Origin of the sequence: Spirosoma foliorum (assembly GCF_014117325.1) — a bacterium.
GTDB lineage: Bacteria > Bacteroidota > Bacteroidia > Cytophagales > Spirosomataceae > Spirosoma > Spirosoma foliorum.
The window spans coordinates 1,671,046-1,687,839 of record NZ_CP059732.1 but is presented as its reverse complement, the minus strand read 5'-3'; the positions used below and the strand labels follow the sequence as shown (position 1 = coordinate 1,687,839).

Annotated in this window: 13 protein-coding genes; 3 read left to right on the top strand and 10 right to left on the bottom strand. The window is 48.1% G+C overall.

What is annotated here, in order from left to right; all coding sequences use genetic code 11:
• Window position 1 precedes the first annotated feature (1 nt).
• From H3H32_RS06830 to H3H32_RS06795, 9 genes are all read right to left on the bottom strand, one after another.
• Entirely contained in the window at window positions 2-2,860 is a 2,859-nt protein-coding gene (locus H3H32_RS06830; RefSeq protein ID WP_182461994.1) for a glycoside hydrolase family 2 protein, read from the bottom strand.
• A 13-nt stretch (window positions 2,861-2,873) separates the two neighbouring features.
• Window positions 2,874-3,662, bottom strand: coding sequence for an SDR family NAD(P)-dependent oxidoreductase (locus H3H32_RS06825; protein ID WP_182461993.1), 789 nt, complete (start codon window positions 3,660-3,662; stop codon window positions 2,874-2,876).
• A gap of 111 nt (window positions 3,663-3,773) precedes the next feature.
• Window positions 3,774-4,964: an enolase C-terminal domain-like protein gene (locus H3H32_RS06820; RefSeq protein ID WP_182461992.1), complete on the bottom strand. Its 1,191-nt coding sequence runs from the start codon at window positions 4,962-4,964 to the stop codon at window positions 3,774-3,776.
• Window positions 4,965-4,993: 29 nt separating this feature from the next.
• On the bottom strand, window positions 4,994-6,334 hold the full coding sequence (locus H3H32_RS06815) for an endo-1,4-beta-xylanase (RefSeq protein WP_182461991.1): 1,341 nt from the start codon (window positions 6,332-6,334) through the stop codon (window positions 4,994-4,996).
• Window positions 6,335-6,456: 122 nt separating this feature from the next.
• Window positions 6,457-7,833 (bottom strand): endo-1,4-beta-xylanase, encoded by a 1,377-nt coding sequence (locus H3H32_RS06810; protein ID WP_182461990.1) that lies wholly within the window; start codon window positions 7,831-7,833, stop codon window positions 6,457-6,459.
• A 49-nt stretch (window positions 7,834-7,882) separates the two neighbouring features.
• The gene (locus tag H3H32_RS37790; RefSeq protein ID WP_256432978.1) at window positions 7,883-8,005 is read right to left on the bottom strand and encodes a hypothetical protein; all 123 of its coding nucleotides are present in this window, start codon (window positions 8,003-8,005) and stop codon (window positions 7,883-7,885) included.
• A 100-nt stretch (window positions 8,006-8,105) separates the two neighbouring features.
• Window positions 8,106-9,611: a RagB/SusD family nutrient uptake outer membrane protein gene (locus H3H32_RS06805; protein ID WP_182461989.1), complete on the bottom strand. Its 1,506-nt coding sequence runs from the start codon at window positions 9,609-9,611 to the stop codon at window positions 8,106-8,108.
• Between the two features lie 28 nt (window positions 9,612-9,639).
• Complete coding sequence (locus tag H3H32_RS06800) at window positions 9,640-12,636, bottom strand: SusC/RagA family TonB-linked outer membrane protein (RefSeq protein ID WP_182461988.1); 2,997 nt, start codon at window positions 12,634-12,636, stop codon at window positions 9,640-9,642.
• Window positions 12,637-12,825: 189 nt separating this feature from the next.
• Window positions 12,826-13,563 (bottom strand): IclR family transcriptional regulator, encoded by a 738-nt coding sequence (locus H3H32_RS06795; RefSeq protein WP_182461987.1) that lies wholly within the window; start codon window positions 13,561-13,563, stop codon window positions 12,826-12,828.
• Window positions 13,564-13,786: 223 nt separating this feature from the next.
• Between H3H32_RS06795 and H3H32_RS06790 the strand changes: the two genes are divergently transcribed.
• The 3 genes from H3H32_RS06790 to H3H32_RS06780 all read left to right on the top strand — a co-directional run bounded on the left by H3H32_RS06790 (window position 13,787) and on the right by H3H32_RS06780 (window position 16,114).
• Window positions 13,787-14,455 carry a class I SAM-dependent methyltransferase gene (locus tag H3H32_RS06790; RefSeq protein WP_182461986.1) on the top strand — a complete coding sequence of 223 codons (669 nt, stop codon included), beginning with the start codon at window positions 13,787-13,789 and terminating at the stop codon, window positions 14,453-14,455.
• A gap of 105 nt (window positions 14,456-14,560) precedes the next feature.
• Window positions 14,561-15,637: a cytochrome-c peroxidase gene (locus tag H3H32_RS06785; RefSeq protein WP_182461985.1), complete on the top strand. Its 1,077-nt coding sequence runs from the start codon at window positions 14,561-14,563 to the stop codon at window positions 15,635-15,637.
• Window positions 15,638-15,739: 102 nt separating this feature from the next.
• On the top strand, window positions 15,740-16,114 hold the full coding sequence (locus tag H3H32_RS06780) for a nuclear transport factor 2-like protein (RefSeq protein WP_182461984.1): 375 nt from the start codon (window positions 15,740-15,742) through the stop codon (window positions 16,112-16,114).
• A gap of 21 nt (window positions 16,115-16,135) precedes the next feature.
• On the opposite strand, the gene H3H32_RS06775 is transcribed toward H3H32_RS06780, so the two are convergent.
• Window positions 16,136-16,747 (bottom strand): Crp/Fnr family transcriptional regulator, encoded by a 612-nt coding sequence (locus tag H3H32_RS06775; RefSeq protein ID WP_240543677.1) that lies wholly within the window; start codon window positions 16,745-16,747, stop codon window positions 16,136-16,138.
• Window positions 16,748-16,794: the final 47 nt, after the last annotated feature.

The following is a 16,794-nucleotide window of genomic DNA, read 5'->3' as shown; positions in this document are numbered from 1 at the left end:
ATTAAGGGAGTTTAGCGGTTGTAGGGGCAGCATTCCAGGCACTGACGGTCAGGTTTGCGTTTGGTCGGGTCGTCGGTTCGCGCCAGATCACATTGAGGTCTATCTCCTGTGTTTCGCCGGGGGCAATCCAGGTAAAATTGTCGGATGCCACTATGGCCCGCTTCGTTCCTGTAATGTCCAGCTTGGCCATGAATGCGGGGACTTTCCCCGTATTGGTAACCTTCACCCGAAGCTGACTTTGATCTGCTCCGGTAGGTTTCTGACTCAGAACCGAAGCCGTCAGCGACGTAGTGGTTCGGGCAACGGTCGGTTTCAGAAATGGACCTTTTTCGAGCGTCGGCCAGGGAATTGGGTTGCTGATATATTTCTGATAAAATTCTTCGTTTTCGAGCATCGACAAACTGCGGGGATAATAGGTCGACCGCGATAGAAGCTTGCCCGAAGCGGTCCGAAGTTCGGCAACGATGAGTATGTATCGGTCGCGGTAGTCCGCTGGAATAACATACTCGCCCAGATTCGCAGAACTCACCGAGGTACCACCTGCTACATTCACTTTTTGCTCTTTCTTCCAGAGTTGTTTGAATGTATCATCGAGAACCTGTACGGAAATTGTTGCGCCGGGTATCGCCGGTGGTAACGAATGCATTACGTTGACGGGCAGCTTAATCCGTTCACCGGCTTTCCAGAGCAGACGCGGAATGTCAACTGCAATATGTGTAGGCTCGTAGGTACGTTTGAGAAAGTAATAGGGAGCACCCGCGTTGCCAAACCAGTCCATCATCTGAATGGCAATGACGGGCCAGTGGCGTTTGAATACCCACGGTAGCAACCCCGTCGTAACCGGATAATTGCCCTGCATTTTTTCGGAGAACACCTGATAAAACTCACCCGCTCCAACCTGCGACGCTTCGGTCACGGCTTCGATAGTCGGATCATTCATGTCGGCAATATGTGATGCCCGACTCAGCATGCGCGGTACGCGGCTGGGGCCGTATTCGGTAAAGTGGTGAATGAACTCTGGGTGGTCTTTGTAAAATTCCTTGTCCCACATGCGGCCCAATCCAGTAAACTCTTTGTTATCAACGGTTTCGTAGAACAAGTTGGCCTCAGGCATCGAGTGCATTCCCGTTTCTGATATCCAGGGTTCGTAGCGGTAGCCAACACCGTACCAGGTCGGGTCCATGTCGGGGTAAGTATGAAGGCTGCCATCGTCAGGCGTGGTACGGACGTAAAGTCGAGATTTATCGAAAATGTCCAGATTGCGCTCCAAAATGCCCATCGTGGCCGCGTTGCCGTAGGAATATGGATTAAATTCGTTGCCTCCGCACCAAACCGCCAGCGATGGATGATTCCGCAACCGAACGATGGTTTGTACAACCTGCGCTTCCCAAATATCCTGTGGATACAAAGGGGTATCCTGATTACCAATCGGGAAATCCTGCCAGACCATGATGCCCAACTCGTTACAGATTTCGTAGAAGTGCTCAGTTTCGAGTAGGCCACCGCCCCAGATGCGGATCAATTGAACGCCCATTTTTTTTGCGGCTTCCAGTGTCCATCGATAGCGTTCTTTCGAGGTTTCGAGCAGTACGTCCTGTGGAGTGAAGTTCATGCCTTTCACAAAAAACGTCCGGCCATTGACCACAAACTGCCAGTTTTCCCAGCGATCGGCAGTACGCGGGCCAGCCGACGCAACCCGCTCAATAGTACGTATGCCAAACGGAAATTGAATCTGATCGACAACCTGATGATCTTTTTTGAGCACCACTCGAACCGTGTACAGATTGGCTTCGCCCAGTCCGTTCGGATGCCAGAGCTTGGGATTCGTTACGGTTAACTCATCGTCAAACCAGGTACGCCCTTTGAAGGCTTTGAATGGTTTCTCCTGCGTAAAGGCAACTTTTCCCGCTTTATCAACCAGTTCGACTACTACGGATAAGCTGGCATTGGAAAGTGTAGTGCCCGGTACACGGCCATCGTAATGGTGCATCTGCGCGTTTTTCCACGGATGCAACTGGTAACCTAGTGAAGTGGTATCGACCAGTACTTCACTTGCGAAGTGGAGCGTTGCTTTTCCGTTCTGGATAGATGTCGTGGTCAGGTAAGGCCGTTCGAGGTGATAGGGTTGCACGATTTCGAGCCGAACATCCTGCCACATGCCCACGCTGAAAAACATCTCGCAACCCGAACTCCCCGAAATAACCCAGGGTTTGATAATCCGGCCACTGGCGCGTGGGTTGTAGCCTTTGCGCATCTCAATCATGTACTCCCCATTACTATTTCGGGGCAGACTTTCGTAATCAGTGGCTTTATTACCCCAATTGCCCGCCCGCACTTCCACCAGCAATTCGTTTTGTCCACTCGCTTTCAGCAGCTTACCGATTTCAACAGTTGGTCCGCCGAACATGCCTTCGTGCACGCCCACCAACGTACCGTTTAGCCAGACTTTTGAGAAGTAATCGACCCCATCGAAGCACAGGAAAACGTAGCTACCGGATTTCGCACTGGCGGGTGTCGAAAACGATTTGCGGTAGTACCACGCTTTCTCATCCATAAACTTATACTGGTCGGAGTTTTTGTGGTAATACGGATGGGGTAGTTTTCCAGCCTTGAAATACGACCAGTGCACCGAGTTCGGAATGCTGGTCTGAAACGCATCTTGACGAGGAGCCTTCAGGTCGGTTATGGGCGCATCGGTATGCGACAGTTCCCAACCATCGCCCGACAAGGATATATGTTGCGCTCCCGTTCGAGGGGTAATGCGATAAGGCTGCCAGAGCTTTGGAGCAGTCGTATCGGACTGAGCCGAAACGAAATTCGACAGCAGCAAACTGAGAATGAAAAGAGTAAGGTTCTTCATCGTATGATTGAGGTTAAGCGTCTCTGTAAGGTCCCAGTTTTCCATAGCCCCGCATCAGCAATAAACCGCCGTCGATGGTGATGGTCGAACCGGTCATGTAGCTGCCTGATGCAATTAAATCGACCAACACACCAGCGATTTCCTCAGGTTGCCCCAATCGCCCTGCGGGTATACCGTCATTCACTTCCTGAAGCAAAGCCGGGTTTCCCCACACTCCCCGATTGATGTCGGTCTGCACAGCGCCAATCGCTAGGGTATTAACCCGGATGTTGTGCGGTCCCAACTCCATTGCTACGCCTTTCATGAGTGTTTCAAGCGCCCCTTTTGTGGCTCCGTAGAGCGTCAGGCCCAGTCCCGGCCGAATGCCATTGACCGACGTAATAGTCCAGATGCTCCCCGTTACGTTGTGCTTCACCATGTTTCGGGCAACCGATTGTGTCAGGAACGTAGTGCTTTGGAAGTTGACGTTATTGAATTGCTCAAAATCGGCCACCGTTACGTCCAGAAAGTGTTTTTTGTACGAAACACCCGCATTGTTCACCAGAATATCCAAACCACCAGCCACATCCCAGGCTTGCTCGCCAAGCTGGATAGCCTCGGATGTTTTCTGCAAATCGGCTTGTAACAGATGCGCTGTACCACCTTTCTGTCGAATAGTGTCCGCAACGGTTTCGGCATCTTCCCAGTTTTCGTGGTAATGCACAACTACGTCGCAGCCTTCTTCGGCTAGTTGCAAGGCAATGGCTTTACCAATTCCCTGCGATGCCCCAGTGACGAGGGCTTTTTTATTTTTTAAGCGCATTTTGTTCGTCTTTTTTCTGACAGGATTTACAGCCGGGCCGACGTTCGGATAAACAGGATTTGTCTTCCGTTAGAAATCATGTCAATCTTGTAAATCCTGTCGAAAGAAAAATTACATTCCACCAACCGTCGGAAACCAATCGGGGCGGTACGGGTCCTGATGGAAACGGGCGTAGTAATCGCCTTTTTCTTCGTAATAGTTCTCGTAATGCTTCATCTTATCTTCATCCAGCGACACGCCTAAGCCGGGGCCCGTTGGGACTTTTATACAGCCATTTTCATACTTCATCAGTCCGCCTTCGATGATGTCGTCGGTGAGGTAATGATAATGTGCGTCGCCCGCGAAATTCATTTGGGGAATGGTCGAAGCGGTGTGAATCATGGCCGCCAGTTCGATACCGAATTCAGCCCCAGAGTGCATGGCAACGCCCAGATTGAACGTATTACAAACCGCAGCCAGATCTTTCACCCCACGAGGTCCTTCCCAATAGTGAATGTCAGTCAGCACAATATCGACCGCCCCCATCCGAATGGCCGGAGCCAGATCATCGAATTTGGCCGGATACATGTTGGTGGCAATTGGGATCCGTATCTGTTTCCGAACGGCCGCGTTGCCTTCAAGCCCCCACGATGGATCTTCAAAATATTCGATGTTGAGGTCTTCCAGCCGACGCCCGATCTGTACCGCCGTTTGCACCGACCAAAGGCCGTTCGGGTCGATGCGAAGGCCGAAGTCGTCGCCGAGTTTCTCCCGGCAAAGCTCCAGCACTCGTGCTTCTTCTTTCGGTGATTTTACCCCTGCTTTCAGCTTCATCGAATTGACGCCCAGCGTTTCGTGTAGTTCGACGCAGAAATCCGCCATGTCCTCTGGCGTTTCATCGTGCCCTCCACCGGGACGGTCGTAGCGCCAGAACAGGTAGGCGATAAAGGGTACTTCATCGCGAACGCGCCCGCCCAGCAAATCACTCAGAGGGCGATTTAGTACTTTGCCCTGGATATCGAGACAGGCCATTTCGATGGCTGCGTAAAGCCGGGCGTTCGACATGTAATAAATGCTGCGAAGTACTTTCAGCTTGATTTTTTCGAGGTGAAACGGGTCTTCGCCAACGATTCGAGGCTTCAGTTTTTGCAGCGCTCCCCGCTGATCGCCCCCTCCTACTTCACCTAACCCAACGAAACCTTCGTCGGTAATAACTTCGAGAATCGTGCGCAGAAAATAGCCGGGGTGCACGCCCGTGTTGTGGCGCAATTGAGCATTGAGGGGAATAGCGACGCAGCGCGTACGGATGTCAATGATTTTCATGAGCGAAAGAGCCTTTTCAGGCCTTCAGTTTATAGTTCAAGTTGTACTGTAGTAGGCTGATCTTTAGCCAGTTTAAATGTCTGTTCGATAGTCTTCTTGCCGACGGTCACTTTTACGGTATAGTCGCCATAAAAGCCCCGGAAGCTGATGGGTTTGCTGTCAGTTACTGATGTTTTGAATGACGTTTTCCATTCTTTGTTAATCAGATCGTTCAGCATAGTAAAAGCCGGTTTGGGCGAAAAATCGCGATTGAGCAATCCGCCGTTCCATTTGTCCTCACCAGCTACAGCCGTACCGTCTACTGTGTTCCAGTAAATAATCGCTTCTATTGCTGGATGACTAAACCAGATTCGATAGAAGTTCCGAGCCATTTTCGCCTGCTGTTGTAAACCCGTTTCGTTGTACGGCAGCGTCGGGAACGTAATTTCCGATACGTGCAGGGGTACACCGAATGAGCCAAGCAGATCCATAGCCCGAAACAATTCGGCAGGTGTGTGTGTCAGGCCCTTCACGGTATTATCGAACATGGGCTGTTCAAACAAATGGAACTGCATCCCAATGCCGTCAATGCGGGCGCCTTTCAGTTTAAGGTTTTCGATCAGTAGGTAATAGGGCGTGAATTCCCGACGATATGCCTGCCAGGAACTGGGTGTATTTTCATTGATAAATAGCCGTGTGCTTTTAGGGAAATACACTTGTGCTGCCCGAAATGCTTTACTAGCGTAGTCCGATGGCATAGGCACTTTATAACGGGAAATGAGCAATTCGTTCGTTACATCCCAGGTTTTAATGGCTTCGCCGTACCGTTGGCCCAGTTCCTGGATATGCCTCTCGATAATCGGCTGCATTTTCGATGTATCGGTCGGCATCCAATCCGGAATGCCAAACATAGCTTCGTCCCAAACAAGCGTGTGCCCGCGTGGCGTAATGGCATTCTGGCGACAAAAGTCGAGGGCTACATCAGTGGGCGGTCGGCGGTAAATGGGTTTACTATCAGCGGTGTAGCGCGGTTTCCCTTGCTCAGGTTCCAGCGTTTTCCAATAAAAAGGAATCGTAGCCAGATTGAACATCGACTTAAAAAACGACTCGTATTTTTCGTTTTCCTGTGCCGTCGGAAACCCCTTTAGCATAAAGATGTTAGCCCCAAACTGAAACAGATGGCCAGTCTGTCGAATTTCGACGGTTGCTTTTCGAATCGGTTTACCCTGTTTATCAATTAGTGTCAGCGTAAAATCACCCTTTCGGTGGGTTTCGATACCCTGTTGAATCCGGGCTTCAATGGTCGGGTCACTCCATAGCGAATCGTAGCGAGTCGATTGGGCCAGGCTTTGAACCGTAACGAACATAAAAAACAAACTCAGACAACGCATAGGCTTAGGTAAAGGGATAATGTGCAATGAAAAATGGATAATGAACCGTGAACGAACAAGGCACTATCATACTGATATACAATGCATTATCAATTTTACATTACTCATTTTACATTAAATTTTCAATCCAGTACTACTACTTGCGTGCGGGAACCGCTTTTGGGAAACTGAACTTCTTTCTCGTATTTCTTTCCGTTCCGCTGGGTGACCAGCTTATACGTCCCATAAAATCCGCGATAACTGGCCGCATCACTTTTTGGCGTAACGGTTAGGTTGGTGCGCCACTCTTTGTTAATCAGCCGGTCGAGTACATCGTAGGCAGGCTTTTTGGTGAAGTCGCGGTTCAACAGGCCACCTTTCCATTTATCCTCACCGGGAACGATGCTACCATCGGGTTTGATGGCAGCCGGTGCAGCTGTACCATCCAGCAGATTCCACCAGATGATGCCTTCTACTTTGGGATGACTAAACCATAGTTTGTAGTAATTTTCAGCCATGACGGCCTGATATTCAGGGCCTTTTTCTGATAAAGCAGATACTGTAATTTCGGTAATATGAATCGGCAAATTGAAATCTGAGTATAAGTCGAGCGTATTAAACAACGTAGTGGGCGTCATGGCTTTACCTTTCAAAATCTGCTCATATTCTGGCTCACTGAAGTTGTGAAACTGCATACCGATGGCGTTGATCTTGGCGTTACGTAGCCGCAAATTTTCGAGGAGCAGATAATCGGCACTGTATTCGCGTTTGTTGCTACGATTCCAGATACCCGTAGTGAAATTGAGTGTAAACACATTACTGTTCGGAAACAGCCGCTCGCTTTCCTTAAACGCCTTAAAAGCAAAATCTTTAGGCATCAGCACATCGGGGTGACGGTCGGTTACTTCATTCACCACATCCCAGACCTGAATAGCATGCCCATACCGCTCACCGATTTCCTGAAGACGCTTGCTGATTTTCTGCTCCATGATTTTTTCGTCTTTGGGTAGCCAGGTCGGAATTGACCAGCGCGGGTTGTCCCACACGAGCGTATGCCCTTTGGGGGTGATGTTATTTTTTCGGGCAAATTCCAGTACTACGTCGGGTGCCGGGCGACGGTAGCTATAGGGACTATCTTTCCCGAATCGCAGTTTACCCGGCTCTGGCTCTAGTTCGGGCCAGTAAAATGGAATCGTCACGAAGTTGAACAGCTTCGCAAAGTGTTCTTCGTAGAGCGCATCTTCTTTCGGATTCTTGAATCCTTTGGTCATGAAACCATTGGCTCCAAAGTAGAAATCATGGCGCGTTTGTGTCAGGGACACATCACCGGGCGATACCGGATTACCTTCTTTGTCGGTAAACCGAATCGTAAAAGCGCCCATCCGGTTTTCGCGGATGCCATCGGCAATGCGTTGCTGAACCGCTGGATCGCTCCATTGATTTTTATAGTCGTCGGAAAGCTGGGCTGACGCCTGAAGTGCCGACAACGCCAGTAGTGTAAAAAAGACAAGTCGCTTCATTTAATCTGTATAGAGTTTAACAATGATAGAGCGGGTGAAATCGGGAAATTTAAGTTTTCCCATCCGCCGTAGCGAAATAATGCGGGTTGGTTTTACTGACCTGCACGAAGTTTTGTCTCTGTGCGGTTATCGCCCAGACCATCATCGTCAGCCAAATAATCAGTTGCTTCATGAATTCGAGAAAATGAATGGATAATTACTAATGGACAATGGATACTATAGTCGACTAGCTAAATTCATTCTGCATTAGTAATTATCCATTGCCCATTCATTTAATATCCTGGATTTTGATCTTTATTGGGATCCAGCGCCGTATTGTAGTTCAGTTCCGATGTTGGAATGGGCCAGAGCAAATGCTTGTCGGCCACGTCTTTACCAACTGCGGCTTTAATGACGGCCTTCAGTTTGTCGGGGCCCAACCGTTTTAGATCATGCCAGCGCTTTGCTTCCAGCTGGGTTTCATAGCCCCGTTCTTTCAACACCAGATCGTTAAAGGTACTGGCCGTAAAATCGCTTAGTTTGAAATCCACGCTGGAAACGGCTGTCGGATTAAATCCATAGGCGCGTCGGTGTACCTGGTTGAGCGCATCCATAGCCGCGGCCGTTGGTCCGGTACCCGCCCGGCTTGCGGCTTCGGCATAGAGTAGTAACACATCGGCGTAGCGATACATGGGGAAGTCATTGCCGCATGCGTCCTGAAATGGTGCCAGCGGATCAATGAATTTTTTACTAAGCGTAGTGGTCTTTCCGAGGCCGAGATCCCAGACGTACCAATTGCCTTTTCGCAAATCCTTGTCATCCCAGGCCGCATAGACTGAATTCGTTAGATCCGAACTGATGCCATAGAATCCTCCCGCGCCGACTAATTTGGTGGCTGGGTGGTTCGGGAACATGACAAAATACATCCCCTGCCCTGCCTGACGGGTGTACTTTAGGTAAAAAACCTCCTCAGTCGTTGTTACTACCGCCGGTCCGAAAATATTCTGCAAATCATCGGTTTTTGTAATGGGTACGAGCGAATACTTACCCGATTGTATGACCTCACTAGCCTTGTCGCGGGCTTCGGCGTTTTTTCCCTGATAGAAATACACATCGGCGAGAACAGTTTTTGCTGACCATTTCGAGGGATGACCCGACTGAGCAGGCTTATCGGGTAGCGTTGTTTCGGCGTTCTGGAGATCGGCTATAATTAACTGATAAACGTCGTCGACAGAACTCCGCTTCACATTGGCTTCGTTCAGGTTTGTTTCCGTACGCAAGGGCACTGCACCCCAGTTTTTGACGAGCGTAAAATAGGTCAGCGCCCGAAGAAAGCGGGCCTCCCCTACATATTTCGCAATATCGGTGGCCGAAACACTTTTGGCCTTGGGCGCATTCTGAATGACCAAGTTAGCATTCCGAACGCTGAGGTATAAGACCGTCCACATGTTGCCCACCCGAACAATGTTCGTACTATTTAATCCCTGAAAATCGCTCAGGATAGCATAGCTGCTACCGGGCCGTCCGTAACAGTAATCGGTGTAGGCCTCCAGTTGAGCCGCATATTCGCCCCCAATACCACTGGCCGAGTTGCGCAGACCACTATAAACGGCAGCTACGGCAGCATCCAGTTCACTGGTTGTATTATAAAAGGTTTCTACCGCAATTGATTTGGGCTGTTCAGTCAGTACATCCGTGCAGGAAAAAAGTCCCGAAATAATAAGCAAGCCGGTCAGTGCTGGTCCAGCGATGGACCGGCCTCTACCGTAGAGATGAAAAAAAGTAGTTAAGAAATTCATTGTTCAGCAAGGCTTTGGTTTAAGATGATTAGAAGCCAATTCGCAACCCAAACGTGACCGACTTGGTGGTTGGGTACGTATAGTAGTCGATTCCCTGTCCAATGGAATTTGCGCCCCCCATTGAGTTAACTTCGGGGTCCCACCAGGAATAGTTGGTTATGGTTAACAGATTTTGCCCACTGGCATAAATTTGCACCTTGCGCAAATCACTAAGGCCCCACTGTTTTATGGGCAGTGTGTAGGCTAACTGAATATTGCGGAGCCGCATGAACGAGCCATTTTCTATATTCCGGTTCGAGAAGTTATAGGAGTTTTTACTCGAAATAATTGGGTACTTCGCGTCGGTATGTGTAGGCGTCCAATGGTTGAGGTATACCTCACGGGGCATGTTTAAGCCGTAATTGTAATCGAGTGTATTGCCAATGGCACTGAGGTTCGCCAGGTCATTCCCCTGAACACCCTGAATAAAAATAGACAGTTCCAGTCCCTTGAATGACACGGACGAGTTGAAGCCGTAAATAAACTTTGGGTTGGGGTTGCCAATAACGGTTTTATCGTTCTGATTGATGACACCGTCGCCATTCAGGTCCTGATAAACAACTTGCCCTTTATCGGAATAGCCTTTCTCGACGTAGCCATAAAACACACCGACGGGCAAGCCTTGTCGGAGTAGGTTGGCCGCATCGGAGATCAACGTAACATTAAAATTGCCACCCAGAATATCCTGCCCATTATAGAGTTTAATGACTTTGCTGCGATTAAACGCAATATTGGCCGAAACATCCCACTTAACAGCCTTGTCAATTACCCGTCCATCTACCGAAAATTCAAGTCCTTTATTCTGAATCTGGCCGACGTTTCGGATCGTTGTGGTATACCCAAACGAGCTGGGTAATTGGACCGTATTGAGCAGATCGCGGGTGTTTTTTACGTAATAATCGGCCGTTAAATGCAGGCGATTGCTAAAAAAGGAAATATCTGCACCCGCATCCGTTTGTTCGGTGGTTTCCCATTTCAGATCTCCAGGGAGAGTAGTACTAGGGGCAAATGTATTGTAGAGCGCATCGTCGAAAACCGTTTTACCCGATGATAGCATGTTGAGCGTTGCGTAGGCATTAATCGCCTGACTACCCGACAGCCCCCAGCTAGCCCGTAATTTTAGATCAGACAGAAAAGATACGTTCTTCATGAACGGTTCTTCTGATACCCGCCAGGCTAATGCGCCGGATGGGAAATACCCCCATTTGTTGCCAGTCGAATATTTCGATGAGCCGTCGGCCCGGAAGCTAACGGTGGCCAGGTAACGGTTATTAAAGCTGTAATTAACCCGGCCCAAATACGATAGTAAGGTGCTATAGCCATAACTCGAACCAGGAATACCGGGCGTACTGGCCGATCCCAGATTATAGGTCTGGGGAACGTTACTTAGAAAACCCGTACCCGAACCACTCAGGGAGGTACTGAGAAAATCCTGATACGTAAACCCAGCTACAGCTGCCAGACTATGTTTTTGGCCAATTATTTTGTTATAGCTAATGGTATTTTCGCTGAGCAAACTAGTGGTCCGGGAAACGCCCACACTGGCATTACCCACAGAGTTGATTAGCTTGGTTGTCTGATAGGCATCCGTCCGATCATCAGCGTTCTCAATACCGCCGGAAATTTTTATGGCCAGCCCCTCGAACGGCTTAAACGTTAGCGCTGCGTTAGCCAGGATTCGGTTCGCATCTAATTTGTCACTCGTTTCATTGATAACATTGATGGGATTGACAATACTATTCGAGATAAACGGATAAGCCGTTGTCAGTACCCGATAGCTGCCATCATCATTGTAAGGCGTCAGAGTTGGTGGGGCAGAAATGGCCGCCGAAATCAATGATGATCCCCGATTACCACCTGAGTTGTTCTGGCGATTGGAGGTGATTTTACTTAAGGTTGCCCCGTAGGTCAGGGAGAATTTAGAGCTGACATCGGTTATAAAGTTGGCGCGCAGTGAGTACCGCTTATAATCACTATTGGCAATGATACCCTGCTGATTCATAAGACCCCCGCCAATGGAGAAACGTGTTTTGTCGGTCCCCCCATTCACGGTCAGGTTGTGCGTTTGCATGGGTGCTTTCCGGAACACAAGATCCTGCCAGTCATAACCCGGCCCAAATCCATCAATCTGAGCCTGAGTAAAGTAGGGTGCTTTTCCATCGTTCACGGCTTGCTCATTGTAAAAAGCCGCATATTCTTTCGGATTCATCAGGTCCAGTTTCTTCCGAAGTGTCTGAATGCTATAACTGCCTTCATAGTCCACCTGCACTTTACCCACTTTCCCTTGTTTCGTCGTAATAATAACCACGCCATTCGCCCCACGCGATCCATAGATAGCAGTAGCAGAGGCATCTTTGAGAATTTCGATCGACTCAATGTCGTTGTTGTTCAAAATAGATGGACTGCTGCCCGCAATAGGGAAGCCGTCAATTACATACAGAGGCTCATTACTCCCCTGAACCGAGTTTGCCCCCCGAATTCGGACACTAATCGATGCGCCCGGCGCACCTGTATTTTGAATCACCTGTACCCCTGGCGCTCGACCCGACAAAGCCTGCAGTACGTTGGGAGCCGGAAACGAAGAGAGCTCTTTGGCTTTTACCTGGGCGAGTGAGCCGGTTAAATCGCTTTTACGTACCGTGCCGTAGCCAACCACAACAACCTCATTGAGTTGCCGTGTATCGACAGCCAACTCCACGTTGATGGCAGATCGACTGCCAACAGAAACTTCCTGGCTCAAAAAACCGACTGACGAAAAGACCAGGATCGCATTCGCCGGATTGGGAACCGAGATCCGATAATTTCCAGACGCATCGGTGGTAGTACCCGTAGTGCTACCCTTCAGTGATACAGTGGTACCGGGTAAGGGGCTCTTATCGCCCGCGCCGGTTATCTGACCCGATATAACGATTGACTGCCCCCATACTGTGGCGGCACTCCATATCGTCATACAGGCAAGCAGCCACGTAAACGTAAAATATTTCATGAGATTTAGGAATTAATTTTATATTATAAAAATCAATTTTATTCTATTGCAATAGTAAGGCCATTTATGGATTAACTCCAAATTCTTTCTTGATTTTTCATAAAAAATTCCATTTTTAGCTGATGGTAGTTTTTGAACAGGGCATAAAAAAAAGGCCGAAGCCTTTCTAAAATTTACTCATATATGCCTCTATACCAACTTGTTATTTATTTCGTCAGCACATTTTCGAAGTGATAGTACCAGTTTCCGTTTATCAATGGCCATATACCGATACTCGGGCAAATAGATGCTCAAGCTAGAGACGACAAGGCCGTGCTTATAAACGGGAACAGCCAGGCCAATAACATGCCGGTTCGGTATGGTTTGTAGCGCTAATTTTTCCTGACTTATTAGCGACAGGGCTTCATAGAGCTGATCTTCCGACAGGATTTCTGGCCAGGAATCGCCTACGGGAAGGCCGTATTTGCTGACAAAGCGCTGAATTTTTTCGTTGGGCAACATAGCCAGCAAGAGCCGCCCCGAGGCCGAATCATAGATGGGTTTTACGTCGGCAGTACGTACTTGTAAATCCTGTTCGGCAAATGTCCTATGGATTACAACTCGCTGATTATCTTTAAGTATAGCCAACAGACAGTTTTCGTTGACCGATTGCGTTAGTACATTCATTGGTTCGCGTGCTGCTTCGAGCAAATCTTTTTGATAAGCTTCATTTCCGGTTAGTCCGTATGATTTGGCGCCCAGAATGTAGCCTTTCTTCGTACCAATCTGTTCGACGTACCCGCGCGTTACTAAGGTTTTCAAAATATTGGCACAAGTCCCGTGGTTCAGACTTAATTCATCGGCCAATTCACCCAATGATTTTGGGTATTCAGGATCATTGGCGATTAGCTCCAGCAGGTCAAGTGCCCGGTTAATTACTTGAATCATCTAGTATAAATTTTATAATGCAAAATTATTCTAATAAACGACAAAATAAAGCAAATGCTATATCAACGCGAATTCCCTTACCAACAGAGGTCCAAATACATGACAGGTTTCTGCGTGCACAACGATGAAGTGATCGTCTGAGCGCAAATTCAAGACCTTTATTTAGAATCAGTATAAATAATTGCTACTTTTGCAGTCAGTCCCCAGAAGACGATTTATTACTATGAGCCAAGTAGAATTATTTGAACGAGAAAGAGCGACCAACTATAATCAATTTGTCGAAGCCTGGATACCCAACTATCAATATTTTCTAGATCGTTTGCCCAACTTGTTGCGTGAAGCGACCTCTAAAAACTTGCTGGTCGTAGGCTGCGGAACGGGCAACGAAATAAACCGATTTACTCAGGCGTCTGAGCATTGGGACATAACGGGTATAGACCCTTCTCCTGATATGCTGAATCAGGCCCATGAAAAATTACACGCTTATCAGAACGTTACCCTGGTTGAAGGCTTGGTATCAGACCTTGATCCGGCCCAAAAATATGGAGCAGCTACCCTTTTATTGGTCCTGCATTTCCTTGACGATCAGGGCAATAAACTAAGCTTACTCAAAGACATTGCCGAACGTCTAGAACCGGGTGCGTTATTGGTCATGCTGGATATTACGGGCGATAAAAAGCAGATCAAGCAAAATCTAGCCATTCTTCGACTCCTTTTGCCGAACGATCTAGACGATGACCAAGTAACGAATCGCTTAAACCGAATAGAAAATGAGCTTTATCCGGTTTCCGAAACAAGATTGGCCGACTTGTGTTTAGAAGCTGGTTTTGAATCACCGCTACGCTTCTTTCAATCAGCGATATACATGGGTTGGCTGACAAGAAAGAATTAGCCAGATAACAAGGTCTTGTCGGAAAATCTATTGAACTTTATTGGCGATACATAGGCCAGTAAACCGGGTTCTGTTGGCTTAGTGATCAATTACAGGCGATCAATTATGAAGGTAAAAATTACGATACTCGTTACGTCAATCGCGTTGCTGGTAATGGCGTTTTTCTTTTCAGCGAATCAGAAAGCGTCCCTTTTTAAGGTGCCAGCCCAGTTCCCAACCCCTGTTTATCCATTTGACAAAAACCCGTTGACCGAAGCGGGTATTGAGTTAGGTAAAGCCTTGTTTTACGATCCTCTCCTTTCGAAAAACAATTCCATCAGTTGCGGCAGTTGCCACCAACAGGCATCGGGCTTTACGCATCCGGGCCAGGCGCTTAGTCGAGGCATCAACGATTTATCGACCAAACGGAACGCAATGCCTCTGGTCAACCTGGCCTGGTCGAGTCATTTTGGCTGGGATGGTAGTGTCCATGATCTGGATTTGTTTCCGATGGTGCCCATTCAGAATGAAGCCGAAATGAATGAGTCATTGCCCAACATTCTGGCTAAACTGCGCCAAAAGCGCGATTATCCGATACTGTTTACGAAGGCGTTTGGAAGCCCCGACATCACAAGCGAGCGGCTTTTAAAAGCACTCTCACAGTTTATGCTCACTATGGTGTCGGCCAATTCACGTTACGATCGAGCCGTACGGAACGAAGGGGCGAAGTTCACCCCTGCTGAGCGGGCAGGCTGGATATTGGTAGAGCGGAAATGCAGCGGTTGCCATCCAGAGCCATTGTTCACGGATTTCTCGTTTCGCAACAACGGTCTTTCCAGTACGGCAAACGACGATCAGGGGCACTTCGATATTACCTTAAAAAATGACGATCGCTATACGTTTAAGGTGCCTACACTGCGCAATGTAGCCGTAACCGCACCCTACATGCACGACGGTCGATTTGCTACTTTAGAAGAAGTCGTAGCCCACTATGGTTCGGGCGTCCAGCATGGCGAAACCCTTGACTACCTCCTGAAAAAAGACCGCGAAACGGGCATTCTAGGCATTTCGCTCACACCCACCGAACAGGCCGACATCGTAGCCTTTCTGCGTACCCTAACCGACGACTCGTTTCTGCAAGACTGCCAGTTTGCCGAATCCAGTATACCTGCGAAGTCTGTGATTAATTCAAGGGATAAATAAAGCCAAAGGTCCATTGACATTAGTCAATTCGTTTTCGTGATATAGGTCAATGTATAGTCACGTATACACCTGCTACTTTTGACCTATCAAAAACAGGCAATTATGGACCTATCAGCAACACTTTTGGAAAACAGTCTGCTCGTCATTTGGAATGACCGGAACGCAGAAAATAGATTAGAAGCAATGAAAGCGATTTATGCCGCCGATATTGTCTTTTACGAAACAAACGAAGGTCCCGCAATTACCGGTTACTCGGCCATCAATGAGGTGATTTCAGGATTACAGGTCCAATGGCCATCAGAATTCCAATTTGAATTGACCAGCCCAGCTAAAGTGAACCATCAGGTGCAACATATCTCCTGGCGGCTTGGCATTCCGGGTCAACCTATGGTCGCTTCTGGAATGGATGTTGCCCTTATTGATAATCACAAAATAAAGTCGCTTCACCTTTTTTTAGACACTCCGGAAAACGCCTAGCCTGACAACACTTCAGGTCGTTTAATCCTTACCCGTGTACTGTTTTTTCCGGATGCGGCTTAGGGTCTCGGGCGATATGCCCAGGTAGGACGCAATCATACTTTGTGGAAAGCGTCGGATAAACTCAGGATATGTTTTGACCAACAACTCATATCGCTCTTCTGCATCGAGGCTAATCGACGATTGAAGCCGCTTCTGAGTAGCAATGGTTCCTTTCCGGTCAATTTCCCGAATCATCCGATCAATGGCAGGCACCACGTTCAGCAACTCCTGCAAACCTTCATTGGTCACCAGAAGAACATCCGAGTCTTCTGTCATATCGATATTGTAAAGCGATGGTGTCTGTAGGTTGTAACTCTCATAGTCGCCCAGCCACCACGATTCAATAGCCAGTCGAATAATCGATTCCTGGCTATTTTCTTTTATCGTATACATTCTCCCGGCCCCATTGACGATAAAGGCCATGTACTTACAGACGTCTCCTTCCTGCAACAAATACTGACGCTTTCTTACGTGTCTTTCTTTAAACGTTTTTTTGATCAGCTCTTTTTCTGAATCGCTTAGTATAAGTGAGGATTTAGATTCAATGTAGTCAAAAAGTGGTCCGTAAATAGTCATAGAAGGCGTATTCATCCGTCCGATCGTGAAACAGCAGCTTACGGGTAAAAGTAATCAAATCG